This is a genomic window from Buttiauxella sp. AC142, assembly GCF_979253435.1.
In genome coordinates this window covers 1,268,210-1,291,510 of the sequence record NZ_CEEDCH010000001.1, presented here as the reverse complement: position 1 = coordinate 1,291,510, position 23,301 = coordinate 1,268,210, and the positions used below count along the sequence as shown (strand labels likewise).

Genomic DNA, 23,301 nt, shown 5'->3' with positions numbered 1-23,301 from the left:
TTTTGAACCACGGTAACATATAGGAATTAATCATGGAGTTCGACTGGAGTGCCATTTGGCCTGCAATCCCGCTTTTAATTGAAGGCGCCAAAATGACCTTGTGGATTTCGGTCCTCGGGCTTTGCGGCGGTCTGATAATTGGTCTGGTCGCAGGCTTCGCCCGTACTTACGGCGGCTGGATTGCCAACCACATCGCATTAGTATTCATTGAAGTGATTCGCGGTACGCCAATTGTGGTGCAGGTCATGTTTATTTACTTTGCCCTGCCAATGGCCTTTAACGACCTGCGCATTGACCCGTTCAGCGCCGCCGTCGTGACGATTATGATCAACTCCGGCGCGTACATTGCGGAAATTACCCGTGGTGCGGTGCTGTCAATTCATAAAGGTTTTCAGGAAGCAGGCCTGGCATTGGGCTTGTCTAAGCGTGAAACTATTCGCCACGTGATTATGCCGCTGGCGCTGCGTCGTATGCTGCCGCCATTGGGCAACCAGTGGATTATCAGTATCAAAGATACGTCGCTGTTCATCGTTATCGGTGTGGCTGAATTGACCCGTCAGGGGCAAGAAATTATTGCCGGAAACTTCCGTGCGCTGGAGATCTGGAGCGCCGTTGCGGTCTGCTATCTGATTATTACTTTGGTGCTGAGCTTCGTGCTGCGTCGCCTTGAAAGAAGGATGAAAATCCTGTGATTGAATTTAAAAATGTTTCTAAGCACTTTGGCAAAACCCAGGTGCTGCACAATATCGATCTCGATATTAAACAAGGTGAAGTCGTCGTTATTATCGGGCCGTCTGGTTCGGGTAAATCCACGCTGCTGCGCTGCATTAACAAACTTGAAGATATCACCAGCGGCGACCTGTTCGTTGATGGTCTGAAAGTAAACGATCCGAAAGTTGATGAGCGCCTGATTCGTCAGGAAGCCGGCATGGTGTTCCAGCAGTTTTATCTGTTCCCACACCTGACTGCGCTGGAAAACGTCGCCTTTGGCCCGATTCGTGTCCGTGGTTTGAAAAAAGACGCGGCCGATAAATTGGCTAAAGAACTGCTGGCAAAAGTGGGCCTCGCCGAGCGTGCGCATCACTATCCTTCAGAGCTTTCCGGCGGTCAGCAACAACGTGTGGCCATTGCCCGTGCGCTGGCGGTTAAGCCGAAAATGATGCTGTTCGATGAGCCAACGTCTGCACTTGACCCGGAACTGCGCCATGAAGTTCTGAAGGTTATGCAGGATCTGGCCGAAGAAGGCATGACGATGGTTATCGTGACTCACGAAGTTGGTTTTGCTGCCAAAGTCGCATCGCGCCTGATCTTTATTGATAAGGGCCGCATTGCTGAAGATGGCAACCCGCTAGAGTTGATTGAGAACCCGCCAAGCCAGCGTTTACAGGAATTCTTGCAGCACGTTTCTTAAAATAACGTCCAGGGCGGGTAAGCGAATGCGACCCCGCCGCTTTAAAGTTGGTGGATGACGCCTACGGCTTATCCCCCCTACAAAACCAATCCCGGCGTAGGTCGGATAAGCGCAGCGTCATCCGACATCAGTCCAACGTTCACACCAGATAATTCCCGTTTTCTCGCCGCCTTCTCCCTCCCCTCTATAATTATTCCTTTGTCTGACTTTCAGTCCGGAGGAACGCCGTGCCGCTACTCTTGCTCCTGCTGTGCATGTTTAGCTTTCAAACTCAGGCTGTCAGCCTCCCCGCTGCGGCTGCGGCTTCCTCTCAACAGAACACTACCGCCCCACCCGCCGAACCTAATCTTGAAGAAAAAAAGAAAGCCTATTCCGCGCTGGCCGATGTGCTGGATAACTCGCAATCGCGCAATGAGTTAATTGAACAACTACGCAAAGTGGCTGCCACGCCACCGCCAGAGCCGGTTCCCGCCATTGTGCCGCCTGAGCAACTGAGCGAGGACAAAACGGTGCTCGAAAATGTCACCGATGTCAGTCGCCATTACGGCGGTGAATTAGCCCAGCGTTTTGCTCAACTGCACCGCAATATTACCGGTGCTCCGCATAAGTCGTTTAATCCACAAACTTTCTATAACGCACTCACGCATTTTACGATGCTCGCCGTCAGCGTTTTCGCTTTCTATTTGTTGATCCGCACCTGTATGACGCCGGTCTGGACGCGCATGGGTAAATGGGGGCGCAAAAAGAACCGCGACCGCTCGAGCTGGTTCCATCTGCCGCTGATGATCATTGGCGCATTTATCATCGACTTGCTGCTCCTGGCATTAACGATTTTCGTCGGGCAAATATTTAGCGACATGATGAACGCAGGCAGTCGCACCATCGCCCGCCAGCAGGGGCTGTTCCTGAATGCCTTTGCGTTAATAGAATTCTTCAAAGCGATATTGCGTTTAATATTCTGCCCGCGTTTCCCCGATTTACGCCCCTTCCCGGTCACTGACCAAAACGCGCGATACTGGAATATCCGCCTTGCTGGTTTAAGCAGCCTGATTGGCTACGGCATTCTGGTCGCGGTGCCGATTATCTCCAACCAGGTCAACGTGCAGGTCGGCGCGATAACCAATGTTTTGATTATGCTGTGCATCATGCTTTGGGCGTTGTATCTGATATTCACCAATAAACGCCATATTCAACAAAGCCTGATTCAACTGGCTGACCGCTCGATGGCGTTTTTCAGCCTGTTTATTCGCGCCTTCGCGCTGGTCTGGCACTGGCTGGCGAGCGCTTACTTTGTGGTGTTGTTCTTCTTCTCGCTATTCGATCCTGGTAACAGCCTTAAATGGATGATGGCGGCTTCTCTGCATAGCCTGGCGATTATCAGTATTGCGGCGTTTATCTCAGGAATGCTGTCACGCTGGCTGGCGAAAACCATCTCGCTTTCACCACAGGTTCAGCGCAATTACCCGGAACTGCAAAAACGGCTGAATGGCTGGATTTCAGCGCTGCTAAAACTGGCGCGTATTCTGACCGTGTGCGTTGCCGTGATGATGCTGTTCAATGCCTGGGGACTGTTTGATATGTGGGCATGGCTCACCAACGGTGCCGGTGAGAAAACTATCGACATTCTCATCCGCATTGTGCTGATTTTGCTGTTCTCAGCCGTTGGCTGGACGCTGCTGGCAAGCCTGATTGAAAACCGCCTGGCGTCTGATATTCATGGTCGCCCGATGCCCAGCGCACGTACCCGCACGCTGCTTACCTTGTTCCGTAACGCGCTGGCGGTCGTTATCAGCACCATAACCATTATGATTTTATTGTCAGAAATTGGGGTGAATATCGCGCCGCTACTCGCCGGGGCTGGCGCTCTGGGGTTAGCCATCAGTTTCGGGGCGCAAACGCTGGTCAAAGACATTATTACCGGGGTGTTTATTCAGTTTGAAAATGGGATGAACACTGGAGATTTAGTCACTATCGGGCCGATTACCGGCAGCGTTGAGCGCATGTCGATTCGTTCGGTTGGGGTGCGCCAGGACACCGGGGCGTATCACATCATTCCGTGGTCATCGATCACCACGTTCGCCAACTTTGTGCGCGGCATTGGTTCGTTTGTTGCCAACTATGACGTAGACCGACAGGAGGATGTCGACAAAGCCAACCGTATTCTGAAAGAAGCGGTGCATGAACTGATGGAGCAGGAAGATATTCGCAAACTGGTGATTGGCGAACCGTCGTTTGCCGGGATTGTCGGGCTGACTAATCAGGCATTTACAGTGCGTGTGTCGTTCACAACCCAGCCGCTGAAGCAGTGGTCGGTGCGATTTGCATTAGATGGGATGGTGAAAAAGCACTTTGATGCGGCAGGCATTCGCCCGCCAGTGCAAACAGTGCAAGTGATGCAACCGGGTGCCGATGCCACTCAGGCGCTACAGGATACGCAGGCAGCAGCGGGAACGCTGCCACCAGCAAATCCTACGGTGTGACTATTTATAACGCGTAGCGGCCCAACGAGCGCGCTGTGCGTCGTTCATAAAGGTCCAGGCAATGAAACGACTCTGTTTCTGCCCCTGGGCCATCTCTTTCTTCACCACTTTTTCCACGCCCGCTTCCTGCAATGCGCGATAAATCAGCGGCAGGTTTTCGCCACGTGATACGAGTGAAGTGAACCACTGCACCTGACGCCCAAATTCTTTACTCTCTTTCGCCATCTGGCTGACGAATGCGACTTCGCCACCTTCACACCACAGCTCTTGCTCACGACCACCAAAATTCAGGGCGCCGTCTTTAGCCTGGCCGAGGTTAACGCGTTTACGCTCGCTGCCGCTGCGTGCCGCCTGCGCTGAATCATGGAACGGCGGGTTGCACAGCGTGGCATCGAACATTTCATTCTTGTGGATCACGCCTGGCAGAATCGCGGTCGGGGTTTTCTGGCGACGCACACGAATCAGGCGCGAAAGCCCCGGATTGGCGTCAATAATAGCGGTCGCACTGCGCATCGCTTCCGGGTCAACATCCGTCCCGGTAAAACGCCAGCCGTATTCATGCTGCCCGATAAGCGGATAAATACAGTTCGCGCCCACGCCCACATCCAACACAGAAGCCTGAGAAGGCACCACGCCGCCATTCCCTTCTGCCAGCAAATCGGCTAGATGGTGAATATAGTCAGCGCGACCTGGCACTGGCGGGCAGAGAAAACCTTCTGGAATATCCCAATGTTTCACACCGTAGAAATGGGCCAGCAGCGCCTGGTTCAATGCTTTCACCGCCAGCGGATCGGCAAAATCAACCGTCGTATCGCCGTGTGGGCCAGGGCGTAAAAACGCGCTCAGCGCCGGGCTACTTTGCGTCAGCGCCGGGAAATCATAACGGTTACGATGACGGTTGCGAGGGTGCAGACCCGGTTTGGTAGTGTCAGAGGTTTTCATTGCGGCTTCTCCTTGTGTGGGCGCGTAAGATACTCTGTGAAGCCAGCGGCGTAAACACGCCACGTCAATTTCATCACGCAAGCAGAGGTTTTATGTCCGCGAAACGCTATTACTATGAACCTGCCGATGGCCACGGTTTACCACATGATCCGCTTAACGCGATCGTCGGCCCTCGCCCTATCGGCTGGATTGCTTCATATGACAGCCACGGGAACCGTAATCTGGCCCCGTATAGCTTCTTTAATTGTTTTAATTATCGCCCACCGATTATTGGTTTTGCCAGCAGCGGCTGGAAAGACAGCGTGCAAAATATTCTCGACACTAAAGAGTTCGTCTGGAACCTTGCGACACGCGAACTGGCGGAGCAGATGAATGAAACCTCAGCGTCAATTCCACACGGTGAAGATGAATTTACCCGCGCCGGATTAACTGCCGTTCCTGGTCAAAAAGTTAAAGCCAGCCGGGTCGCAGAAAGCCCGGTTAACTTTGAATGTCGTTTGTCGCAATGCATTCAGTTAACGAGTGCCGACGGTACGGCGATTGATAGCTGGCTGGTGCTGGGCGAAGTTGTCGCGGTGCATATTGATGAAGCCTTGCTGATAGACGGTATTTATCAGACTGCGCTGGCGAAACCTGTGCTGCGCGCGGGTGGCCCGTCAGCTTATTACACCATTGATGAAACGCAGCGCTTCGATCTGATTCGCCCGGACGCACGATAAAACCAACAAAATCATGAGCCTGTATCTGTATGATTTGTAAGAATTTCGTCAAGCAATGTCGTTCAAAAAATGAGCATGAGTTCATCAATTTTTTGCGTCCTTTAATTATCACATTAGACCTACACTTTCAGTGTTGATGTTTTTTTAATCGACCCCTAAAAGCGATGAGGATGTGATTATGAAAAAATTGCTGTATTTTTCTGCGGTTGTCACCCTTGCGGCATTACCGTTTGCTACCATGGCGGCCCAAGAAATGAGTGATATGAACACAGGCCAACTACGTCCGGCAGGAACCGTTTCTGTCACTGGCGCTTCAAGCCTTGATGATCTGCAAGCCAAACTTGGAGAGAAAGCGAAAGAAGAAGGAGCAAAAGGTTTTATTGTTAACTCGGCTAGCGGTAATGAACGTATGTTCGGCACCGCGACTATTTATAAATAGTCTCAAGAAATCCACTGAGGGGTTCCAATAATAACGGTTTCCACAACAGGAGACCGTTATTTTATTGTTAAGTTTAAGTTCTAATTAACATATTAATAAAAAGCCATAGTAATTCCGCATTAAAACATCGGTATTTCCTTGTATTCAGCGCTTTAATCCGAAAATTAATCACTCCCGCAATCAAAATTGCATTTATTAATAAATTCAGAAAGGTGAGCAAGGGCACAAAAAAGATCTAAACCAATCCCATTCGATTAAAAATGTGACCTCGACACACCCTGGTTATCGGACAAATACAATAAGCTGTCATACAGCAATAACAATCTCTCATCCTCACTTAATATTTTATGCAGGGAGCATTATTTATGAAATTTTTAACTCTACCTCGCCAAATACTCTGTGCCTCACTGATGACTTTATGTGCCACTGGCGCAAATGCCGCAGATAAAATCACCTTAAAACTGGCACATAACCTGGAGCGTAGCCATGTTGTGCATCTGGCATTTGAAGAATTAGCCAAAGAGGTACAACAACTTTCTGATGGTAATATGCGTATTCGTATTTACCCAAGCAGCCAAATGGGCAGCGCGCGCGAAACACTGGAGCTTTTGCAAAACGGTGCGCTGGATATGACGAAAGGTTCGGCCAGTGATTTGGAATCTTTTGACAATACTTACGCTATTTATAATTTGCCGTATTTATTTAAAGACCAGCAGCATTTTAATCGCGTGGTGTTTGGTGAAGTCGGCAAAGAAATTATGGAATCAACAAAAGATAAAGGGTTCTTCGGTATTTCTGCCTATGTTGCCGGCACCCGTAGTTTCTATGCTAAAAAACCGATTACCAAACCAGAAGATTTAAAAGGGCTTAAAATTCGTGTCCAGGCAAGCCCTACAACATTAAAAATGGTTGAATTGATGGGCGGTTCACCCACTCCTATTTCATTCGGTGAAGTGTATACCGCAATGCAACAAGGCGTGGTTGATGGTGCAGAAAATAACGTGCCGTCATGGGTTCAGACTCGCCATATCGAAATCGCTAAAGTGTTCTCCGAAGATGAACATACTTCCATCCCTGACTTCCTCGTTATCTCCACGAAAACCTGGCAAAAGCTGTCACCTGAACAGCAGCAAATCCTGATGAAAGCGGCGAAAAACTCCGAAGCGTATCAACAAAAGCTTTGGGAGAAAGTCGATGCTGACTCACGTGCTCAGGCTAAAGCCATGGGCGCGACTATCGTCAGCGTTGATAAAGCCCCATTCCGCGCCGCAGTAAAACCGCTGTATGACGACTTCGCCAAAGATCCTAAACAGGCTGCGTTGCTGGCTAAATTTGAATCCGCTGCTGAGTGATTTAGAGCGGTAAGTTTCAGCGGGTGATCAGTCATCGCCCGCTCTTCCAGGTTAAATTTCAGGTATGCAAACATGATACTTAAGCCCATAAAGCTTGCGGTAGACCGGACTATTGCCACTTTTTCCGTACTGGTGATGGTTGCTCTGGTCGTCTGCGTGGTGTGGCAGGTTTTTAGCCGCTACGTCCTCAATCAACCCAGTACCCTCACTGATGAACTGGCACGTTTTCTGATGATCTGGGTGGGACTGCTGGGCGCATCTTATACCGTTGGCGCACAACGCCATCTTTCCATCGATTTCCTTTCGATGATGCTGCCAGATAATAAAAAACCGCTGCTTAACATCGTTATCAACTCGCTGATATTGCTGTTTTCGGCGACGGTTATCGTCAACGGTGGCCTGAAGCTGATTGAAAAAACATTAGCCACTTCGCAGCTCTCAGCGGCGTTACAAATCCCGATGGGTTATGTCTACATTGTGCTGCCATTAAGCGGGGCAATTATGATGTTTTACTCACTCTATTTTATCCTGACCGACGCTCACACTTTGGTCAGCAAGGAAGGGAAATAATGGAAACTTATATCGCCCTCACCTTATTTGGTGCGTTCTTCGTTCTGGTGTTTATCGGGGTGCCTATTTCGTTTGCGATTGGGATTGCCACCGTTTCCTCTATGTTGCTGATGTTCCCGTGGGATGTGGCGGTCATCACTGTTTCGCAGCGTCTCGCCAATGGCCTGGATAACTTTGCGCTGCTGGCGATTCCGTTCTTTATTTTTGCCGGAACGCTAATGAACAGCGGCGGAATAGCCATACGCTTAATTAATCTCGCGCAAATTATGGTGGGCCGTATTCCCGGTTCTCTGGGCCACGTCAACGTCCTGGCGAATATGATGTTTGGCTCCATCTCCGGTTCGGCTGTTGCCGCTGCCGCAGCCGTAGGGGGAACACTTTCCCCGATTCAAAATAAAGAAGGTTATGACCCGGCGTTTTCAACGGCGGTGAACGTTTCATCGTGCATTACCGGGCTGCTGATTCCGCCTTCTAACGTGCTGATTGTGTTCTCGCTGACGGCGGGTGGCGTATCGGTGGCATCGTTATTTATGGCCGGTTATTTGCCGGGCATCTTAATGGGCCTGTCAATCATGCTGGTGTGTTGGATTATCTCCCGGCGCCGCGGCTATCCGGTATCTGCACGTCCAACCTGCGCACAAGCGGCAAAAGCGTTTCTCGACGCGTTGCCAAGCCTGTTGCTGGTGATTATCGTCATGGGCGGGATTCTGGGCGGCGTATTCACCGCAACGGAAGCCTCAGCCATCGCGGTGGTTTACACCTTCGTCCTTTCGGTGCTTATCTATCGCGAAGTGAAATGGCGTGATTTGCCAAAGCTCATCCTTGATTCGGTGGTGACAACCTCGATTGTTCTGCTGCTCATTGGTTTCTCGGTTGGCATGTCCTGGGCCATGACCAACGCGGATATTCCCTACATGATTAGCGATGCGCTGATGGGTGTCTCAGATAACCCGCTGGTGATTCTGTTGCTTATCAACATCGTGCTGCTCATTGTCGGCATCTTTATGGATATGACGCCAGCGGTACTTATCTTCACGCCAATCTTCCTGCCTATCGCGCAAGATTTGGGGATGGATCCGGTTCACTTCGGCATCATGATGGTGGCTAACTTGTGCGTCGGCTTGCTGACTCCTCCGGTTGGCAGCGCACTGTTTGTCGGCTGCTCCATCACAGGCGTTAAAATTCAGAATCTGATCAAACCGTTGCTGCCCTTCTATGCCGCGCTGTTTGTCTCACTGATGATGATTACCTACATTCCTGAGATTTCCCTCTTCATTCCTCGGCTGTTGGGACTGATGTAAATCCTGCCTTATGGTGGATGACGCTGGCGCTTATCCACCCTACAAACCCTTCAGGAACGGCGTAGGTCGGATAAGCGCCAGCGTCATCCGACAGCTAACCTCACCATAAGTAATCACTTGATACTTTTATTAACCATCTGTGAATTAACTCACTTTATTCGCCGCTAACAATGTCTACTGTATACAACACAAGAATTGTCTCTTGTGATTCCTTACGGAGCGGTAACAATGAAAAACCTGATGGCCGCAATAGAAGCAAAGCTGATGCCACTTGCCGGAAGAATGGCGCAACAACGCCACCTCGGGGCCATTCGCGATGCGTATATCTCGTTTATGCCTTTTATTATTGTCGGTTCAATCCTGCTGGTTATCTCCTCTTTCCCAAGCACTGCCTATCAACAGTTTATGGCGTCGATTTTTGGTGAAGGTTGGTCTGCCACTATCGAAATCCCGTTTAATGCCATCTTCTCGACCATGGCGGTGTTCATTAGTTTCCTGGTCGCTTATCGCCTGGCGGAGCGCTATGACATCGACAAAATGTCCGCCGGGATTTTGTCTCTCTCCTGCTTCCTGATTCTTACCCCCTTCGCTAAAACCCAGGAAATTGGCAATCTCATTCCGATGGAATGGTTGGGTTCAAAGGGTTTGTTTGTCGCGATGCTCGGTGCAATTGCCAGCACTGAATTATTTGCCTGGATGCTAAGCCGCAATTGGGTGATCCGTATGCCGGATGGCGTACCACCCGCGGTACAAAAATCGTTCGCGGCTTTGATTCCATCGCTGCTGATTCTGGTGATTGCGCTTGCGATTCGCGTGCTGTTCGCCCGCACGGATTACCACACTATTCACCAGTTTGTTTATGAAGTGCTGGCTACGCCAATTCGCCACTTCGGGACTTCCTATGTTGGCGCGTTATTTACTTGCTTTAGCATCACCAGTCTGTGGTCAGTAGGGATTAACTCAGGCTCGATGGTCAACGGCATCCTGCGTCCATTCTGGATGGAAAACCAGATGGAGAACCTGACCGCAACGCAGGCAGGTTTGCTGCCTCCGCATGTTGTCACCGAGCAGTTCTACGACATGATTTGGATGGGCGGCGCGGGAGCCACCTTGTCTCTGGTGATTGCTATGCTGTTATTTGCCCGCAGCCAGCATATTAAAAATGTTTCGCGTCTCGCTGCCGGTTCTTCCATCTTCAACATTAACGAGCCGGTGCTGTTTGGCCTGCCAGTCATCATGAACCCGATAATGCTTATCCCATTTAACCTGGTACCGCTGGTGCTCGTAACGGTGCAATACATCACCATGTCGATAGGTTGGGTCGCCACCACCACTGGGGTCTATATCCCGTGGACGCTGCCGCCAGTATTAAGCGGGTTTATCGTTACCGGGCATCTCAGCGGTGCTGTAATTCAGCTCATCAATCTGTTGATTGGCGCCATCATCTATCTGCCGTTCCTTAAAGTCGTGGACAAGCAATACCGGGCGAATGAAACCCCGGAAATTTCTGCCACCACTAAACCCGCCACGGAGTAAGTAAAACATGACGTTATCGAAAAACTGGGGCGTGATAGCGACCTGGCGTATGGCCTGGGAAGGGGTCAGTGAAGCCGCGCAGTTATTGCAAGGGAACAACGACGCCAGTGGCGCAGCGGTTCGTGCAGTAACGTGCGTTGAAGATTATCCATTTTATAAATCGGTTGGTTACGGCGGTTTGCCTAACGAACAAGGTGTGGTTGAACTGGACGCTGCGTTTATGGACGGTTCAACGCTCGCCATCGGCGCGGTTGCCAGTATCCGTGATATCGCTAACCCGATTCTGGTGGCGCAAGCCTTAAGCCGCGAGCGCTTCAACAGTTTTATGGTCGGCGAAGGCGCGCAAACCTGGGCGCTCGCGCAAGGTTTTGAGCGCAAAAACATGCTGACCGATCGCGCCCATCAGCATTATCTCAAGCGTAAACGTGAAACGCTGGATCGCGGCCTCAGCCCGTATACCGGCCACGATACCGTTGGCGTGATTACGCTCGATCAAAATCAGCAGATGTGCGTCGCCACCTCCACCAGCGGCTTGTTTATGAAACGCCCTGGGCGCGTGGGCGATTCACCGGTATCGGGTTCCGGTTTTTATGCCGACAGCCAGATTGGTGCCGCCACCGCCACTGGCCTTGGCGAAGACTTGATGAAAGGCTGCATCAGCTACGAAATCGTCAGCCGCATGGGGCGCGGAATGTCGCCACAACAGGCGGCTGAATCAGCGGTTTACGACCTCGAAAGCCAATTGATTGCCCGCTATGGTCGCGCCGGTGATTTGTCGGTGGTGTGTATGAATAACCGCGGTGAATACGGTGCAGCCACGACCATTGATAACTTCTCGTTTTCAGTCGCCACGACCGCACAAACGCCAGCGGTATTTTTGACCACCCGCGAAGGAAAACACACGCTGATTCGCCCGGCAGACCAGGCGTGGCTTGATGCCTATATCGAACGTATTACCGCCGAGGTAATCGTATGAAATGTCAGTTAACCCCCCTTACGCAATGTCCGGCTGATGCGCATTTAATACTGTGGAAAGCTCACGCCAACGCGTGGCCGCAAACGCTGCGCCCGCTGCTGGATGAAATGGCGCTCTCCAGTGAATCGCAAACCACCACTTTCGGTTTAAGCAGCAAATGCCTGCAACTGACGCTTTTATCTGCGGCAAAAATTGAGCGTCCTGAAGTGCTGCGCCAGTTAACAGAATACCTGAATAGCGTTTTGCCAGGCCCGCTTTCACACCCTGTCGCCGTCGATATCTCAGGTTTTGACCTGGCAAACCGTGTCGTTTTTGCACGCCTGCGCACCTTCCTGGTGGCAGTGATGAACCGTTTCTATCAGTTGCCGCAGTTGGGATATCGCGCCCAGCAAGCGCAAAGTCACGGGCAACTGCTATTGCTGGTGGCAGAACACAATCCGCAATCGTCAGAACTGGCTGCGCAAACGCAGGCAGTTGCTCAAGGTATGCTGCTTTCGCGCAAACTGGCCGACACTCCGGCAAATGACTGCCGCCCGCATGATGTGGCCCAACAAGCTGAAAGCTGGGCGCGCGAGCATCCGCAAACGCACTGTGAAATCCTTGATGAAAACGCCATTCGCAAGCAGGGTTTAGGTTGTCTTGATGCCACAGGAAAAGGCAGCGACAACCCGCCCCGGTTGGTGACGCTGCGCTGGCAAGGTGGCACGGAAAACGCACCGTATTACGCGTTTGTCGGCAAAGGCATTACCTTCGATACCGGCGGGATGTGGCTGAAAGAAGGCGAAGGAATGCGCACCATGAAATACGATATGTGTGGTGCTGCCGTGGTGTTCGGGCTGATGGAAATCGTCAAAACGCTGCAACTCCCGCTCAATGTTGTCGCCGTGATGGCGTTGGCCGAAAACATGCCTGGCGTTAACGCCATGCTGCCGGGTGATGTGGTGAAATCGCACGCCGGTCATAGCGTCGAAATTATAAATACCGATGCTGAAGGTCGCCTGGTTTTAGCGGATGCGCTGAGCTACGCCTCAACGCGCTTTAATCCGGCAGCGTTAATTGATGTCGCCACCCTAACCGGGGCCGTAGTCAAAGCCCTGGGGTATGACATCTCCGGGCTGATGAGTAATGATTCCCCCCTTAGCCACCAATTGCAGCAGGCAGCCGATTTAACCCAGGACCGAATCTGGCCGCTGCCGCTCGACGAAAGCTTTGATTCGCAAGTCAAAAGCCATATTGCCGACCTCACGAACACACCGCCCAATAACGCGGCCATCGCGGTATCCGCCGCCCAATTCTTAAGTAAGTTTTGCCACCAGTCGCCTTGGGCGCATTTAGATGTCAGCGGCACCGCGTTGAGTCGGGGTAAATTCACCCAGGCCAGCGGCCGCCCCGCACTGTTACTGACGCAATTCTTACTCGACATCTGCAAAGGAAAGACAAATGAAAAAGATTCTACTGGTATGTGATTTAGGCATGTCGACCAGTCTGGTCGTCAAACGCATGCAGGAAGCGGCGGTGAAACGCCAGCTTGAAGTCGAGATTCAGGCGAAAGGAATGAGCGATTTTAAAAACGCGATTACTGCTTTTGACTGCGCACTGCTTGGCCCGCAAATCGCCTATAAGCTCGCAGACTGCAAACAGATTGCCGCGCCGCTTAATAAGCGAGTGGAAACCATTAATATGATGGATTACGGTATGGTCAACGGGGAGAAGATTCTTGACCATGCGTTGAGCCTGATTAATTAACGAGTTTTTAGCCACGCAGCCGGGGTGAGATTTTTAAGTCGGCTGCGGATAATCCTCTTATTCAGCAAATCTTCAAATTCCAGCAACACCGCGCCAAAACCCAAACGCCTATCGTAACGCTCACCGTTAAGTAACTGTTCCAGCGTTTGCGTCCACTCACCGCTTGCGGCTCTTTCAAGCCAGGCTTCCGGCTGGGCTTCATGCAAGGGAACCCCAAGTTGTTGCGCCAGTTGTTGGGTCAGCGTGGTAGAACAGGCCGTTAATGACCGCACTTTCAATAGTAAACCCTGCTGCAAAAAACCGACCAGCGCATCAAGGGATTGTTGTTCGCCTCGTTCACGCAATGCCACCGCCAAAAACCCAGAAACCGGACAACTAAAGGCCAGCAACGAGCCGTGTTTATGGCTAATGCTTTCAGGAAGCGAAAACACATCAAGGCGCAAATGTCCGACCGGCTGCTTTAAATCAGGTTTAGCGAGCCGGGATTGCTGCCAGTTTTGCAATGTTCTGCTGACACTGGCGCGCGAAATACCCTGCTGGACCAGCAATTGCGCGGCTTCCACAAGCTCATCCAGGGAAAGTGATAAACGTACTCGCAGAAAGACCAGCATCGCCTCCTGCTCATGGCTCAACGCACGATGAATGGTATTAGGCCGATGAGATTTGTCATAACAGTCATCTCGCTTACGCCAGCGCCTGACGGTATCCACAGAAATATTCAACTCCTCCGCCAGTTCACTGTCGGTTTTGTCAGAGCTTTGAATATATTTGCGGGTACGCGGCGTGGTAGTGGCGTTGGAGTGCAGCTTGATCTCCATCGAACCTCTTGAGTCATGAGTTAAGTAAGGTCTTCATTATAAAAGTAAGTGTCGCAGCGGAAAGAGCAAATCCACACATTATCGTAAAAAGAGTGCGCAAGCGATTGCAGGCCAGACCAGTTCTATCTTATGAAAAAAAGTAGCAAAAAATGCGGAAAGCGAAGCGGGATCTGGATCACACAACCCGGAATGATGATTCGCGTGCTAATCATCACTTATTTCAATGATTTAACTTAAATTCAAAAAATTTGAACAAGCCAGTCAATTCTATTCGATTTATTATTCTGCTCAAAAGTGTGACCATAATCACATCGACGGAACAACGTCACCTTAAACAGAATAACCTGCGAGAAATATACTATGAAAACCATCAAATATGCTGTAGCCGCTATCGCCCTGACCACTCTTTCTTTCGGCGCATTCGCTGCACAATCTATTAGCCCATCTGAAGCACAGAACATGAACAAAATCGGTGTGGTTTCTGCTGATAACGCAACGACTCTGGATGGCCTGGAAGCGCAACTGGCTTCTAAAGCAGAACAAGCTGGCGCAAAAGCGTACTCAATTACTTCTGCTAACACCAACGGCAAAATGAGCGGTACTGCGGTTATCTATAAATAACCCTGCGGTATTGCCCTGATTTACCCTCATACATTTGGAGCGATGCTCCACCCTGCTTGACCCTGTTTTAACCCTTGTTGCCCGCGGCCATTTACCGCGGGCTTTTTTTTGCTTTGCATTCAGCTATTCAGAATGACTGATTAACGCGAAGTAAACCGTCTTCAAACGTAGCCACTTCACCCGTCGCCACCAGACAGCATGCCATTTGTATTTTCAATGATTGCGGAATAGGTTCAACACCCGCCACACAGCGCTCAATCCAACGGGCGGTCACGTCGGGATCTTTACCCGCTGGCAACACGATTTCATCTTCATTGACGTCTGTCTGACGTTCGCTCACAACACGTGATCCTAAACTATCAATAAGCGTAATCTGCGGGCAGCGTTGAGGGTTAGCATAAACTTCCCCTTCTGTTCCGTGCATCAGCAGGCCACGCCCGCCAATATCAGCAAAGAACTTCGCCACTTTCGGGACATATTCAGGATGGGAAACGCTGGCAAGACGAAGTGCGGCATCTTCATCAAACGGTGTCGCCAGTTTGGCGAGCGTATGCGCACTGTTACGCACCCCCATACGCCAGCGCATGGCGAGCTGATCTTCCATCGGCGGGCAAAGCGCACCGATCGGGATATAGACCGGATGATGCGAGTCCAGTTTGGCTTGCGCCTGGCCCGCATGAAGCGTGGGTTCAATGCCCATCAACGTAAAAATGGTTTCGGTTAATACCCGAGTGGGATCGTGGCTGACGCCATGCACCACCACCGGAAAACCGAGGCGGTTGAGTAACATCGCTAATAATGGCGTGAGGTTGGCTTGTTTACGCGCGCCGTTATAAGAAGGGATCACAATCGGCATCGGCTTGTTGACCGGAGGCGTCAGGGAGATGACATGGTGCTTCATCGCATTATAAAAGCCGAGCATTTCCTCCTCGCCTTCGCCTTTGATGCGCAACGCAATCAACACGCCACCGAGTTCAAGTTCAGGTACTTCGCCTCTGAGCATATGGGCATATAAGCCACGAGCGGTATCAAAATCCAGGGAGCGGGCATGGTTTTTACCTCGCCCTATTTCTTTGATTATTTTACGGTAATCCATTCAGACTCTCCTTTCTATTTTTTGCTCACACGTTTGCGCCGCACCGTTTTTTTAGGTTTGGTATCAATCGGTTTAGCTGATGGCGCTTCAGGCTGACTGATCGGAAACACCGGCAATGCACCCAGTAAACGCTGCCCATAATTTTTGGTCAACAGGCGGCGATCATAAATCACCACTTCGCCGTAACAACCGTGGCTACGAATCAAGCGACCAACCTGCTGAATAAGATTAAACGAAGCACTCGGTAAACTCTGTACTTCAAAAGGATAGCGTTTCAGGGTTTTTAGCCACTCGCCCTCGGTAAGCACAACCGGGCTATCAATCGGTGGGAAAGCGATTTTATGGATATGCACCTGGCTGAGTAAATCGCCTTTTAAATCGAGGCCTTCTGCAAAAGATTGCAGGCCAACCAGCACGCTGGTTTCGCCCTGTTCGACGCGTTTGCGGTGCATCTCCACCAGCCGATAACGTGGCTGATCGCCTTGCACTAACAACGTCAGACGCAAATCGGTGACATGGGTTAAAAACACCTGCATCGCACGGTTGCTGGCAAACAGCACCAGCATGCCTTTATGTTCACCTTTCGCCAGTTCAGCGCGGAAAAACGCTGCCATTTCAGCCAGATGCCGGGCTTCGTTTTCCATCGTTGGTTCGACGGTTAACTGTGGGATGACCAGTTTGCCTTGCTCGACATGATTAAACGGCGAGTCCAGCGCGACAAACCGGTCACCCGCATGTTCGTCTAACCCGCTCATCTCTTTCAGGCGGTCGAATTTATTTAATGAACGCAGCGTGGCGGAAGTGACGATGACATGCGGCACATTGCGCCACACCAGTTTTTCGAGCTGATCGCTGACGCGAATGCCGACGCAATGGAAGAACAGATGCGGCTGGCCTTCGCGGATTTCCCGCGTCACCCATTTTGAAACCGGCGCACCAGATGCCTGTTCCATCGCTGACAGCCGCCACAGTTTGCTCTGCGTCTCGAAATAACCCAGCGCGCGGTTCATGTGTAGTAACGCGCGGTGCAAACGCACAATATCGTGGCTACCGGTTTTTTCGCCAAGATCGTTAAGCAACGCTTCTGACAGGCTGCGCAGCCCTTCCATCAGCTTCGCCAGCCGTTTGCAAATCACCATCAGTTCTTCAGGAAGAATGCCCATTTCAAAGCGATGTTCGGCTTCTTGTTCACCCGCCAGCCATAACGACACAATGCTGCTAAACGAGCTTAAGAGTTCGTAAATTTCATCGCAATGGTTGGTCAAACGCTCTGGATTGGTCAGCGGCGGCGGACTTTTTGGGCGGAACTGCGCCATGCAGGTTTCCACCAGTTTGGTAAAGAGATCGAACTGCAAACGGCTATAACCCGGCGTGACTTCGGCACTCATTTCCAGCGCGTCACGTGCCACATCCGGCAGATGGTGGCCTTCATCTAAAATCAACAGCAGGTTTTTGGCTTCCGGTAGCACAGCATCACTTTCCATTGCCGCCATTACCAGCGCATGATTCGCGACCACCACCTCGGCATCGTCTATTTCACGCCGCGCCACAAAGAATGGGCATTCGCGATACCAGTGGCAATTTCGCCCCAGACAACTGGCTTTGTCGGTGCTCAGACGCCGCCATAAATCATCTTCAATATTTTGTGATGCATGGTCACGCAGTCCGTCCCACTTGTACGCATCAAGATCGGTTTTCAGCTTGCCGCAGCGCTGTTGTTCGTCTTTGCTGGTCGGAGCCATTTCATCTTCGAGGAACGCCAACAAGTCGCCCTGCGCCAGGTTGTCCGTCGCCAGTGCAGCAAGATTACGCGGGCATACATAACGCCCGCGCCCGAAGGCGGCGGTGAATTTTAAGTCAGGGATAATTTTGCGGAGCAAGGGCAGATCCTTGCTAAATATTTGATCCTGCAATGCGACGTTAGCGGTACTGACCACCAGCGTTTTTTGTTCGCCGCGGGCAATCGCAATGCCCGGAATCAGGTAGGAAAGGGTTTTCCCCACGCCAGTCGGTGCTTCAATCGCCAGATGACGCCCCGCTTCACCCGCCAGTGTTTTTGCCACTTCTGCAATCATCTGCCGTTGCGGTGGGCGCGGAATAAAGTCCGGGATCTGCTGTTGTAGCGCCTTATACCAGGCGGCGATTTGCTCTTTTTGCGCGGAGGACAAAGCCATGGGAACCACTTCTACTGTATAAACAGCCACTATTGTCCCACTTTTTGCTGTAGGGCTGTATTGTTTTTTCGCCGCTACTGTGAGCAAGCCTTGATACACAACAAGGCGGCCTGTGGGCGAGCGTCTCTATAATCGAGCCCGTTTATCCTCCACTGGTATCAAAAAATGGATTATCAACTCAATTTAGACTGGCCTGAATTTATGGCGAAATACTGGCAGAAAAAGCCAGTCGTTTTAAAAAATGCGTTTCCTGATTTTGTCGATCCGATTACCCCGGACGAATTAGCCGGTCTTGCTATGGAAGCAGAAGTGGACAGCCGCCTGGTCAGTCATACCAATGGCCAATGGCAAGCCGCTAACGGGCCATTTGAGCATTTTGACAATTTAGGTGATACCGGTTGGTCGCTGCTGGCTCAAGCCGTAAACCATTGGCATGCGCCGTCTGCGGAACTGGTGCGCCCATTCCGCGTTTTGCCTGACTGGCGTTTAGACGACCTGATGATCTCCTTCTCGGTGCCGGGTGGCGGTGTGGGTCCGCATATCGACCAATACGATGTGTTTATCATTCAGGGGATGGGCAGCCGTCGCTGGCGTGTGGGCGATAAACTGCCAATGCGCCAGTTCTGCCCGCATCCGGCCTTGCTGCACGTTGATCCGTTCGAGCCGATTATTGATGAAGATCTGGAGCCTGGCGACATTCTGTATATTCCGCCTGGTTTCCCACACGATGGCTTCACGCATGAAACGGCGCTCAATTATTCCGTCGGTTTCCGTGGGCCAAATGGCCGCGATTTGATCAGCAGCTTTGCCGATTACGCACTGGAAAACGATCTGGGCGGCGAGCACTACAGCGACCCGGATTTAACGGTTCGCGAGCATCCTGGCAAAGTTGAAAGCTATGAGCTCAACCGCCTGCGCGACATGATGATGGAAGTCATCAGCCAGCCTGAAGATTTCAAACAGTGGTTCGGCCGCTTCGTCACCACTCCGCGTCACGAACTCGATGTCGCCCCGGCTGAACCGCCCTATCAGCAAGACGAACTCGTCGATGCGTTGCTCGGGGGCGAATGTCTGACGCGCTTAAGTGGTTTACGTGTTCTCAATGTTGATGGTCAGTTCTTCGTTAATAGCGAACCTATGGAAGCTCCCGTTCCAGAGGCTGCTGATGCATTGTGCCGTTACACCACGGTAAGCCAAAACGAATTGGGCGATGCGCTGCAAAACCCCGAGTTTGTTAACGTATTGACCGAACTGGTTAATCAGGGCTACTGGTACTTTGATGATTAATTTTTAGTTACATTGTTAAGTAAAAATTACACAGAGTGTATGCGACTGACTACAGTTATACGGGGGCTTCCCGGGCAGACTGTGGGGATAACATGGCACTTTTTACCATTGGTGAAGTGGCTGTGCTTTGTGATATCAACCCCGTAACGTTGCGTGCCTGGCAACGGCGTTACGGGCTACTGAAACCGCAGCGAACGGATGGCGGCCATCGGCTGTTTGATGATGCCGACATCGAACGTATCCGTGAAATCAAACACTGGATTGAAAATGGGGTTCAGGTCAGCAAGGTGAAAGCCCTTCTGAGCGGCGAACTTCAGGATATGGAAAGTGGCTGGCGAGAACGCCAGGAATTGTTACTTCACCATTTGCAAAGCGGTAACCCTTCTCGTCTTCGCGCCTGGATTGCGGATGTGGGCCGTGATTATCCGGCTGAAACTCTTGTTCAACAACTCTACATCCCTCTGCGTCGTCGCCTTCAATGCCAACAAGTCACCCTCAATACCCTGTTAAGCCTGCTGGACGGCGCACTGATTAATTACATCGCGTTATGCCTCTCATCGGCACGTAAGCGTAGCGGTAAAGATGCGTTGTTGGTGGGCTGGGATACGCCAGATACCACGCGTTTGTGGATGGCAGCATGGATGGCAATCCAACAAGGCTGGCGGATTGATGTGCTGGCGCACCCGCTGCATCAGCTTCGTCCGGAAATATTCGCCCAACAGACATTATTGGTATGGTGTGGCGATACGCCGACCACTCATCAGCTCGACCAACTGGAACTTTGGCGCTGCGCGGGCCTGCAAATTTTCCCGCTGATGAGCAACGGCCATTCGACTGAGCACGCATAAGATAAATTTAAAGGTTCATTAACAAGCCGGCTTCATCTTATAATCTCCCCCGCAATATAAGGAGCGAAGATGAAACTGAGTAAAATTGCCCTCGTGGGCGGCATGCTGGTCATGGCTATCGGCGGAATTGGCGGCGTGATGCTGGTAGGTTATATCGTTATTCTGCATGGCGCGTGATATGACGCAAAACGCGCTCAAACAGGCGGTCGACAACAATTGCCGCCAGCGCAACCAGTAGAGCGCCCTGAATCACGTATGCGGTGTTAAAACCGCTCAGGCCAATGATTATCGGTGAACCTAAAGTGCTGGCACCCACGGTTGACGCAATCGCCGCAGTACCAATATTAATAATCACCGATGTTCGGATGCCCGCCAGAATCAGCGGTGCTGCCAGTGGCAACTCCACTTTTCGCAGCATTTGCCAACGGCTCATCCCGGCCCCCATCGCAATCTCTTTTGTCGCTTCCGGCACCGCCCCTATTCCCGCCAACGTCCCTTGTAAAATGGGCAATAAACCGTAAAGCACGAGCGCAATAATGGCAGGCTGTTGGCCAAAACCCATCACCGGAACGGCAATCGCCAACACTGCCACCGGCGGGAAGGTTTGCCCGGCAGCGGTAATAGTTTCAACTAGTGAACGAAACTCCAGCCCCGCCGGGCGCGTTACCGCAACGCCCAACCCGACGCCAATCACAATCGCCACCACGCTGGAAACACCGACCAGCATCAAATGTTTAAATGCCAGCGCCATAAAACTGTCTTGCAGATAAACCGGCCTTTCCAGTTCTGGAAACAGCCAGCTGAACAACGTGCTGCTGGATGGCATCACCGCCAATAATGCGATGAATACCGCAATCAGCCACAATAAGGGGTCACGTAGCAGGCGCATTTTCACCCTCAACCAAATCACTAAAATGCAGTACGCCGCAGGGTTCGCCGTGCTGATTCACCACCGGCAACTGCCGGCACTGGCGATGGACAAACAATGACAGCGCTTCACGTAACGTGACGGATTCGCTTATCGGCTCACCTTCTATTCGCTCATGAGTTCTCACCCGGTCGGCAACATGGCGCAGCGAAAGCAGCCGCACGCCCAGCTCGCTACGACCGAAGAAATCACGCACAAAATCTGTCGCCGGGCGGGTTAAAAGTTCCAACGGCGTGCCTTGTTGAATCACCTGCCCGTTGTCCATCAGCACAATACGGTCGGCAAGGGTCAGCGCTTCGTCGATATCGTGCGTGACCAGCACAATGGTGCGCCCGAGCAACTGGTGAATACGGATAATTTCCTGCTGTAGCGCCCCACGGGTGACGGGATCGAGCGCGCCGAATGGCTCATCCATCAGCAGCACTTCCGGGTCAGCCGCCAGCGCCCGTGCCACGCCGACGCGCTGCTGTTGCCCACCAGAAAGCTGATGCGGATAGCGGTCACGAAACTGCGCGGCTTCAAGGCCGAGTAAGTCCAGCAATTCGTCGATACGCGCGTTGATTCGCGCTTTCGGCCACTTTAGCAATTGCGGCACAGTGGCAATGTTCTGCGCCACATTCCAGTGCGGGAACAGGCCGATAGATTGAATCGCGTACCCCATCCGGCGGCGCAGCGTTTTCGCATCAAAATTACGGATTTCTTCTCCGGCAAAGCGGATTCGCCCGGTATCGTGCTCCACCAGGCGGTTAATCATTTTCAGCGTGGTGGACTTGCCCGAGCCGGAAGTGCCAATCAGCACCGTGAACTGCCCTTCTTTGATGTTCAACGACAAATCACTGACCGCCGCCTCGCCCTGGAAAAACTTGCTGACATTTTCAAATTCAATCATGGCTGTTTTTCCTCAAGCAATGAGATAAACAGTTTAAAAAGTGCGTCAAAAACAACCGCCAATGCAATAACCGGAATCACGCCGAGCAACACCAAATCCAGCGCGCTACTGAGCAGCCCCTGGAAAATGATCGCCCCGAAACCACCGGCCCCAATCAGCGCGGCAATCACCGTCATACCGATGGTTTGCACGCAGACGACGCGCAGGCTTCTCAACAAAACCGGCAGCGCCAGTGGCACTTCGGCCTGCCAGAATATCTGCCAGCGCGACATGCCCATGCCTTCGGCACTTTCAATGATATTGCGCGGGACTTGCTGCAACCCGGCGACCACACCACGCACCAGGGGCAATAGCGCGTACAACACCAGGGCGATTAACGCTGGAGCGATGCCAATCCCACTCACGCCGAGCGAAGCCAACCATGGCGCCAGTTTGACTAATCCCGCCAGTGGCGCAATCAACAAACCAAATAAGGCTACCGACGGCACGGTTTGAATGACGTTGAGCACCGAAAACACCGAGGATTGCCAGGCCGAACGGGTATAACAAAACACACCTAACGGCACGCCAATCAGTAATGCGGGCAACAACGTTCCGACCAGCAAAGCCAGGTGGCGCAATAAAGCATCGTCAAAAACTTCCTGGCGGTTGGCATACTCTTTTAGCAAAGAAAGATCGGCAAAGTAGCCGCTGAGTAACAAACCAAAAGGCACAATCCAGATTTGCAGATTCAGCAGCAATCGCCACAGCGCTTTTGCCGACAGGCGGTTGATAACATCGGCACACAGTAGCAAGCACAGCGTTAACGACATCCACAATCCGCTGCCGGGCGATGTCCGCGCAAGCATGCTGCCTTGCTGAGCAAATTGCGTCGCCGTTTGTCCAAGCCGCCACAAAATGGCGATGAACAGGAACTCGCCCACCATGAGAGTCAGCAACAATGGGAGTGGCCGACATGGTGTCAGCACGAGGATTGCCAGAACGAATACCGGGACAGAGAACAGCAACCAGGTTTGCGCCGGGAGTTGGCTGAGCGCGATAGGCTCCCCGGAAACCAGGCGGTTGGGCGCAAAGTTGATAAACGGTAATACTGCGCCCGCCACTACCAGCAAAAAAACCAGCAGTAGCAGGACGCGATTATGAATTTTGGGCAAACGAACGTCCTGTT

The 23,301-nt window shown here is 51.8% G+C and carries 23 protein-coding genes; 16 read left to right on the top strand and 7 right to left on the bottom strand.

The annotated features are described in order from the left end of the window. Window positions 1–32: 32 nt before the first annotated feature. The 3 genes from glnP to ybiO all read left to right on the top strand — a co-directional run bounded on the left by glnP (window position 33) and on the right by ybiO (window position 3,891). Window positions 33–692 (top strand): glutamine ABC transporter permease GlnP, encoded by a 660-nt coding sequence (glnP, locus tag AC0IWZ_RS05850; protein WP_471677858.1) that lies wholly within the window; start codon window positions 33–35, stop codon window positions 690–692. After that, a complete protein-coding gene (gene glnQ, locus AC0IWZ_RS05845; protein ID WP_034494230.1) occupies window positions 689–1,411 on the top strand; it encodes a glutamine ABC transporter ATP-binding protein GlnQ in 723 nt (240 codons plus the stop codon). Before glnP ends, glnQ begins: the two co-directional genes overlap by 4 nt. 227 nt (window positions 1,412–1,638) lie before the next feature. Continuing rightward, window positions 1,639–3,891 carry a mechanosensitive channel protein gene (gene ybiO / locus AC0IWZ_RS05840; protein WP_471677859.1) on the top strand — a complete coding sequence of 751 codons (2,253 nt, stop codon included), beginning with the start codon at window positions 1,639–1,641 and terminating at the stop codon, window positions 3,889–3,891. Here ybiO and rlmF read toward each other — a convergent pair whose 3' ends face one another. After that, window positions 3,892–4,833 carry a 23S rRNA (adenine(1618)-N(6))-methyltransferase RlmF gene (gene rlmF / locus AC0IWZ_RS05835; protein WP_034494225.1) on the bottom strand — a complete coding sequence of 314 codons (942 nt, stop codon included), beginning with the start codon at window positions 4,831–4,833 and terminating at the stop codon, window positions 3,892–3,894. It lies immediately after the preceding gene. A 92-nt stretch (window positions 4,834–4,925) separates the two neighbouring features. Here rlmF and AC0IWZ_RS05830 point away from each other — a divergent pair, with 92 nt between their 5' ends. The 9 genes from AC0IWZ_RS05830 (at window position 4,926) to AC0IWZ_RS05790 (ending at window position 13,472) form a co-directional block, all read left to right on the top strand. Further along, the gene (locus tag AC0IWZ_RS05830) at window positions 4,926–5,552 is read left to right on the top strand and encodes a flavin reductase family protein (protein ID WP_471677860.1); all 627 of its coding nucleotides are present in this window, start codon (window positions 4,926–4,928) and stop codon (window positions 5,550–5,552) included. Window positions 5,553–5,730: 178 nt separating this feature from the next. Next, on the top strand, window positions 5,731–5,991 hold the full coding sequence (gene mcbA / locus AC0IWZ_RS05825) for a DUF1471 family periplasmic protein McbA (protein ID WP_034494222.1): 261 nt from the start codon (window positions 5,731–5,733) through the stop codon (window positions 5,989–5,991). A 365-nt stretch (window positions 5,992–6,356) separates the two neighbouring features. Beyond that, window positions 6,357–7,343: a TRAP transporter substrate-binding protein gene (locus tag AC0IWZ_RS05820; protein ID WP_410372176.1), complete on the top strand. Its 987-nt coding sequence runs from the start codon at window positions 6,357–6,359 to the stop codon at window positions 7,341–7,343. A 72-nt stretch (window positions 7,344–7,415) separates the two neighbouring features. Then, entirely contained in the window at window positions 7,416–7,913 is a 498-nt protein-coding gene (locus tag AC0IWZ_RS05815; protein WP_259267390.1) for a TRAP transporter small permease, read from the top strand. Further along, window positions 7,913–9,214, top strand: coding sequence for a TRAP transporter large permease (locus AC0IWZ_RS05810; protein ID WP_115629925.1), 1,302 nt, complete (start codon window positions 7,913–7,915; stop codon window positions 9,212–9,214). Before AC0IWZ_RS05815 ends, AC0IWZ_RS05810 begins: the two co-directional genes overlap by 1 nt. Before the next feature lie 228 nt (window positions 9,215–9,442). After that, window positions 9,443–10,750 (top strand): PTS cellobiose transporter subunit IIC, encoded by a 1,308-nt coding sequence (celB, locus tag AC0IWZ_RS05805; protein WP_115629927.1) that lies wholly within the window; start codon window positions 9,443–9,445, stop codon window positions 10,748–10,750. A 7-nt stretch (window positions 10,751–10,757) separates the two neighbouring features. Further along, window positions 10,758–11,726, top strand: a complete 969-nt coding sequence (locus tag AC0IWZ_RS05800) for a N(4)-(beta-N-acetylglucosaminyl)-L-asparaginase (protein ID WP_471677861.1) — start codon at window positions 10,758–10,760, stop codon at window positions 11,724–11,726. Beyond that, complete coding sequence (locus tag AC0IWZ_RS05795; RefSeq protein WP_471677862.1) at window positions 11,723–13,192, top strand: leucyl aminopeptidase; 1,470 nt, start codon at window positions 11,723–11,725, stop codon at window positions 13,190–13,192. Before AC0IWZ_RS05800 ends, AC0IWZ_RS05795 begins: the two co-directional genes overlap by 4 nt. After that, window positions 13,167–13,472, top strand: a complete 306-nt coding sequence (locus tag AC0IWZ_RS05790; protein ID WP_034494211.1) for a PTS sugar transporter subunit IIB — start codon at window positions 13,167–13,169, stop codon at window positions 13,470–13,472. Before AC0IWZ_RS05795 ends, AC0IWZ_RS05790 begins: the two co-directional genes overlap by 26 nt. Here AC0IWZ_RS05790 and AC0IWZ_RS05785 read toward each other — a convergent pair. Then, the gene (locus AC0IWZ_RS05785; protein ID WP_471677863.1) at window positions 13,469–14,290 is read right to left on the bottom strand and encodes a helix-turn-helix domain-containing protein; all 822 of its coding nucleotides are present in this window, start codon (window positions 14,288–14,290) and stop codon (window positions 13,469–13,471) included. The genes AC0IWZ_RS05790 and AC0IWZ_RS05785 overlap by 4 nt on opposite strands. 360 nt (window positions 14,291–14,650) lie before the next feature. Between AC0IWZ_RS05785 and ybiJ the strand changes: the two genes are divergently transcribed. Then, window positions 14,651–14,911 carry a DUF1471 family protein YbiJ gene (gene ybiJ, locus AC0IWZ_RS05780; RefSeq protein ID WP_034494209.1) on the top strand — a complete coding sequence of 87 codons (261 nt, stop codon included), beginning with the start codon at window positions 14,651–14,653 and terminating at the stop codon, window positions 14,909–14,911. Window positions 14,912–15,038: 127 nt separating this feature from the next. Here the strand turns inward: ybiJ and ybiB are convergent, their stop codons facing one another. Together ybiB and dinG are read right to left on the bottom strand one after the other, a co-directional pair. Further along, window positions 15,039–16,007 carry a DNA-binding protein YbiB gene (ybiB, locus tag AC0IWZ_RS05775; RefSeq protein ID WP_471677864.1) on the bottom strand — a complete coding sequence of 323 codons (969 nt, stop codon included), beginning with the start codon at window positions 16,005–16,007 and terminating at the stop codon, window positions 15,039–15,041. A 14-nt stretch (window positions 16,008–16,021) separates the two neighbouring features. Further along, on the bottom strand, window positions 16,022–18,181 hold the full coding sequence (gene dinG, locus AC0IWZ_RS05770) for an ATP-dependent DNA helicase DinG (RefSeq protein ID WP_471677866.1): 2,160 nt from the start codon (window positions 18,179–18,181) through the stop codon (window positions 16,022–16,024). Between the two features lie 165 nt (window positions 18,182–18,346). Between dinG and AC0IWZ_RS05765 the strand changes: the two genes are divergently transcribed. The 3 genes from AC0IWZ_RS05765 to AC0IWZ_RS05755 all read left to right on the top strand — a co-directional run bounded on the left by AC0IWZ_RS05765 (window position 18,347) and on the right by AC0IWZ_RS05755 (window position 20,493). Beyond that, window positions 18,347–19,468 (top strand): ribosomal protein uL16 3-hydroxylase, encoded by a 1,122-nt coding sequence (locus tag AC0IWZ_RS05765; protein WP_471677867.1) that lies wholly within the window; start codon window positions 18,347–18,349, stop codon window positions 19,466–19,468. Between the two features lie 92 nt (window positions 19,469–19,560). Continuing rightward, window positions 19,561–20,316, top strand: coding sequence for a MerR family transcriptional regulator (locus tag AC0IWZ_RS05760; RefSeq protein WP_471677869.1), 756 nt, complete (start codon window positions 19,561–19,563; stop codon window positions 20,314–20,316). Between the two features lie 69 nt (window positions 20,317–20,385). Then, complete coding sequence (locus tag AC0IWZ_RS05755) at window positions 20,386–20,493, top strand: membrane protein (RefSeq protein ID WP_034494204.1); 108 nt, start codon at window positions 20,386–20,388, stop codon at window positions 20,491–20,493. Here the strand turns inward: AC0IWZ_RS05755 and AC0IWZ_RS05750 are convergent. The 3 genes from AC0IWZ_RS05750 to AC0IWZ_RS05740 are packed head-to-tail and all read right to left on the bottom strand — an operon-like array spanning window position 20,474 to window position 23,287. Next, on the bottom strand, window positions 20,474–21,205 hold the full coding sequence (locus tag AC0IWZ_RS05750) for an ABC transporter permease (RefSeq protein ID WP_471677871.1): 732 nt from the start codon (window positions 21,203–21,205) through the stop codon (window positions 20,474–20,476). The two genes, AC0IWZ_RS05755 and AC0IWZ_RS05750, sit on opposite strands and share 20 nt — an antisense overlap. After that, a complete protein-coding gene (locus AC0IWZ_RS05745) occupies window positions 21,189–22,133 on the bottom strand; it encodes an ABC transporter ATP-binding protein (protein ID WP_172895105.1) in 945 nt (314 codons plus the stop codon). The genes AC0IWZ_RS05750 and AC0IWZ_RS05745 overlap by 17 nt, the downstream gene beginning before the upstream one ends. Continuing rightward, entirely contained in the window at window positions 22,130–23,287 is a 1,158-nt protein-coding gene (locus AC0IWZ_RS05740; RefSeq protein WP_471677873.1) for an ABC transporter permease, read from the bottom strand. The genes AC0IWZ_RS05745 and AC0IWZ_RS05740 overlap by 4 nt, the downstream gene beginning before the upstream one ends. Between the last annotated feature and the right edge of the window lie 14 nt (window positions 23,288–23,301).

What these genes read in the sequence shown, in the direction of transcription:
- glnP (WP_471677858.1), top strand. Translation starts at nt 33, where the DNA reads ATGGAGTTCGACTGGAGTGCCATTTGGCCTGCAATCCCGCTTTTAATT.
- rlmF (WP_034494225.1), bottom strand. Translation starts at nt 4,833, where the DNA reads ATGAAAACCTCTGACACTACCAAACCGGGTCTGCACCCTCGCAACCGT.
- AC0IWZ_RS05830 (WP_471677860.1), top strand. Translation starts at nt 4,926, where the DNA reads ATGTCCGCGAAACGCTATTACTATGAACCTGCCGATGGCCACGGTTTA.
- mcbA (WP_034494222.1), top strand. Translation starts at nt 5,731, where the DNA reads ATGAAAAAATTGCTGTATTTTTCTGCGGTTGTCACCCTTGCGGCATTA.
- AC0IWZ_RS05820 (WP_410372176.1), top strand. Translation starts at nt 6,357, where the DNA reads ATGAAATTTTTAACTCTACCTCGCCAAATACTCTGTGCCTCACTGATG.
- AC0IWZ_RS05815 (WP_259267390.1), top strand. Translation starts at nt 7,416, where the DNA reads ATGATACTTAAGCCCATAAAGCTTGCGGTAGACCGGACTATTGCCACT.
- AC0IWZ_RS05810 (WP_115629925.1), top strand. Translation starts at nt 7,913, where the DNA reads ATGGAAACTTATATCGCCCTCACCTTATTTGGTGCGTTCTTCGTTCTG.
- celB (WP_115629927.1), top strand. Translation starts at nt 9,443, where the DNA reads ATGAAAAACCTGATGGCCGCAATAGAAGCAAAGCTGATGCCACTTGCC.
- AC0IWZ_RS05800 (WP_471677861.1), top strand. Translation starts at nt 10,758, where the DNA reads ATGACGTTATCGAAAAACTGGGGCGTGATAGCGACCTGGCGTATGGCC.
- AC0IWZ_RS05795 (WP_471677862.1), top strand. Translation starts at nt 11,723, where the DNA reads ATGAAATGTCAGTTAACCCCCCTTACGCAATGTCCGGCTGATGCGCAT.
- AC0IWZ_RS05790 (WP_034494211.1), top strand. Translation starts at nt 13,167, where the DNA reads ATGAAAAAGATTCTACTGGTATGTGATTTAGGCATGTCGACCAGTCTG.
- AC0IWZ_RS05785 (WP_471677863.1), bottom strand. Translation starts at nt 14,290, where the DNA reads ATGGAGATCAAGCTGCACTCCAACGCCACTACCACGCCGCGTACCCGC.
- ybiJ (WP_034494209.1), top strand. Translation starts at nt 14,651, where the DNA reads ATGAAAACCATCAAATATGCTGTAGCCGCTATCGCCCTGACCACTCTT.
- ybiB (WP_471677864.1), bottom strand. Translation starts at nt 16,007, where the DNA reads ATGGATTACCGTAAAATAATCAAAGAAATAGGGCGAGGTAAAAACCAT.
- dinG (WP_471677866.1), bottom strand. Translation starts at nt 18,181, where the DNA reads ATGGCTTTGTCCTCCGCGCAAAAAGAGCAAATCGCCGCCTGGTATAAG.
- AC0IWZ_RS05765 (WP_471677867.1), top strand. Translation starts at nt 18,347, where the DNA reads ATGGATTATCAACTCAATTTAGACTGGCCTGAATTTATGGCGAAATAC.
- AC0IWZ_RS05760 (WP_471677869.1), top strand. Translation starts at nt 19,561, where the DNA reads ATGGCACTTTTTACCATTGGTGAAGTGGCTGTGCTTTGTGATATCAAC.
- AC0IWZ_RS05755 (WP_034494204.1), top strand. Translation starts at nt 20,386, where the DNA reads ATGAAACTGAGTAAAATTGCCCTCGTGGGCGGCATGCTGGTCATGGCT.
- AC0IWZ_RS05750 (WP_471677871.1), bottom strand. Translation starts at nt 21,205, where the DNA reads ATGCGCCTGCTACGTGACCCCTTATTGTGGCTGATTGCGGTATTCATC.
- AC0IWZ_RS05745 (WP_172895105.1), bottom strand. Translation starts at nt 22,133, where the DNA reads ATGATTGAATTTGAAAATGTCAGCAAGTTTTTCCAGGGCGAGGCGGCG.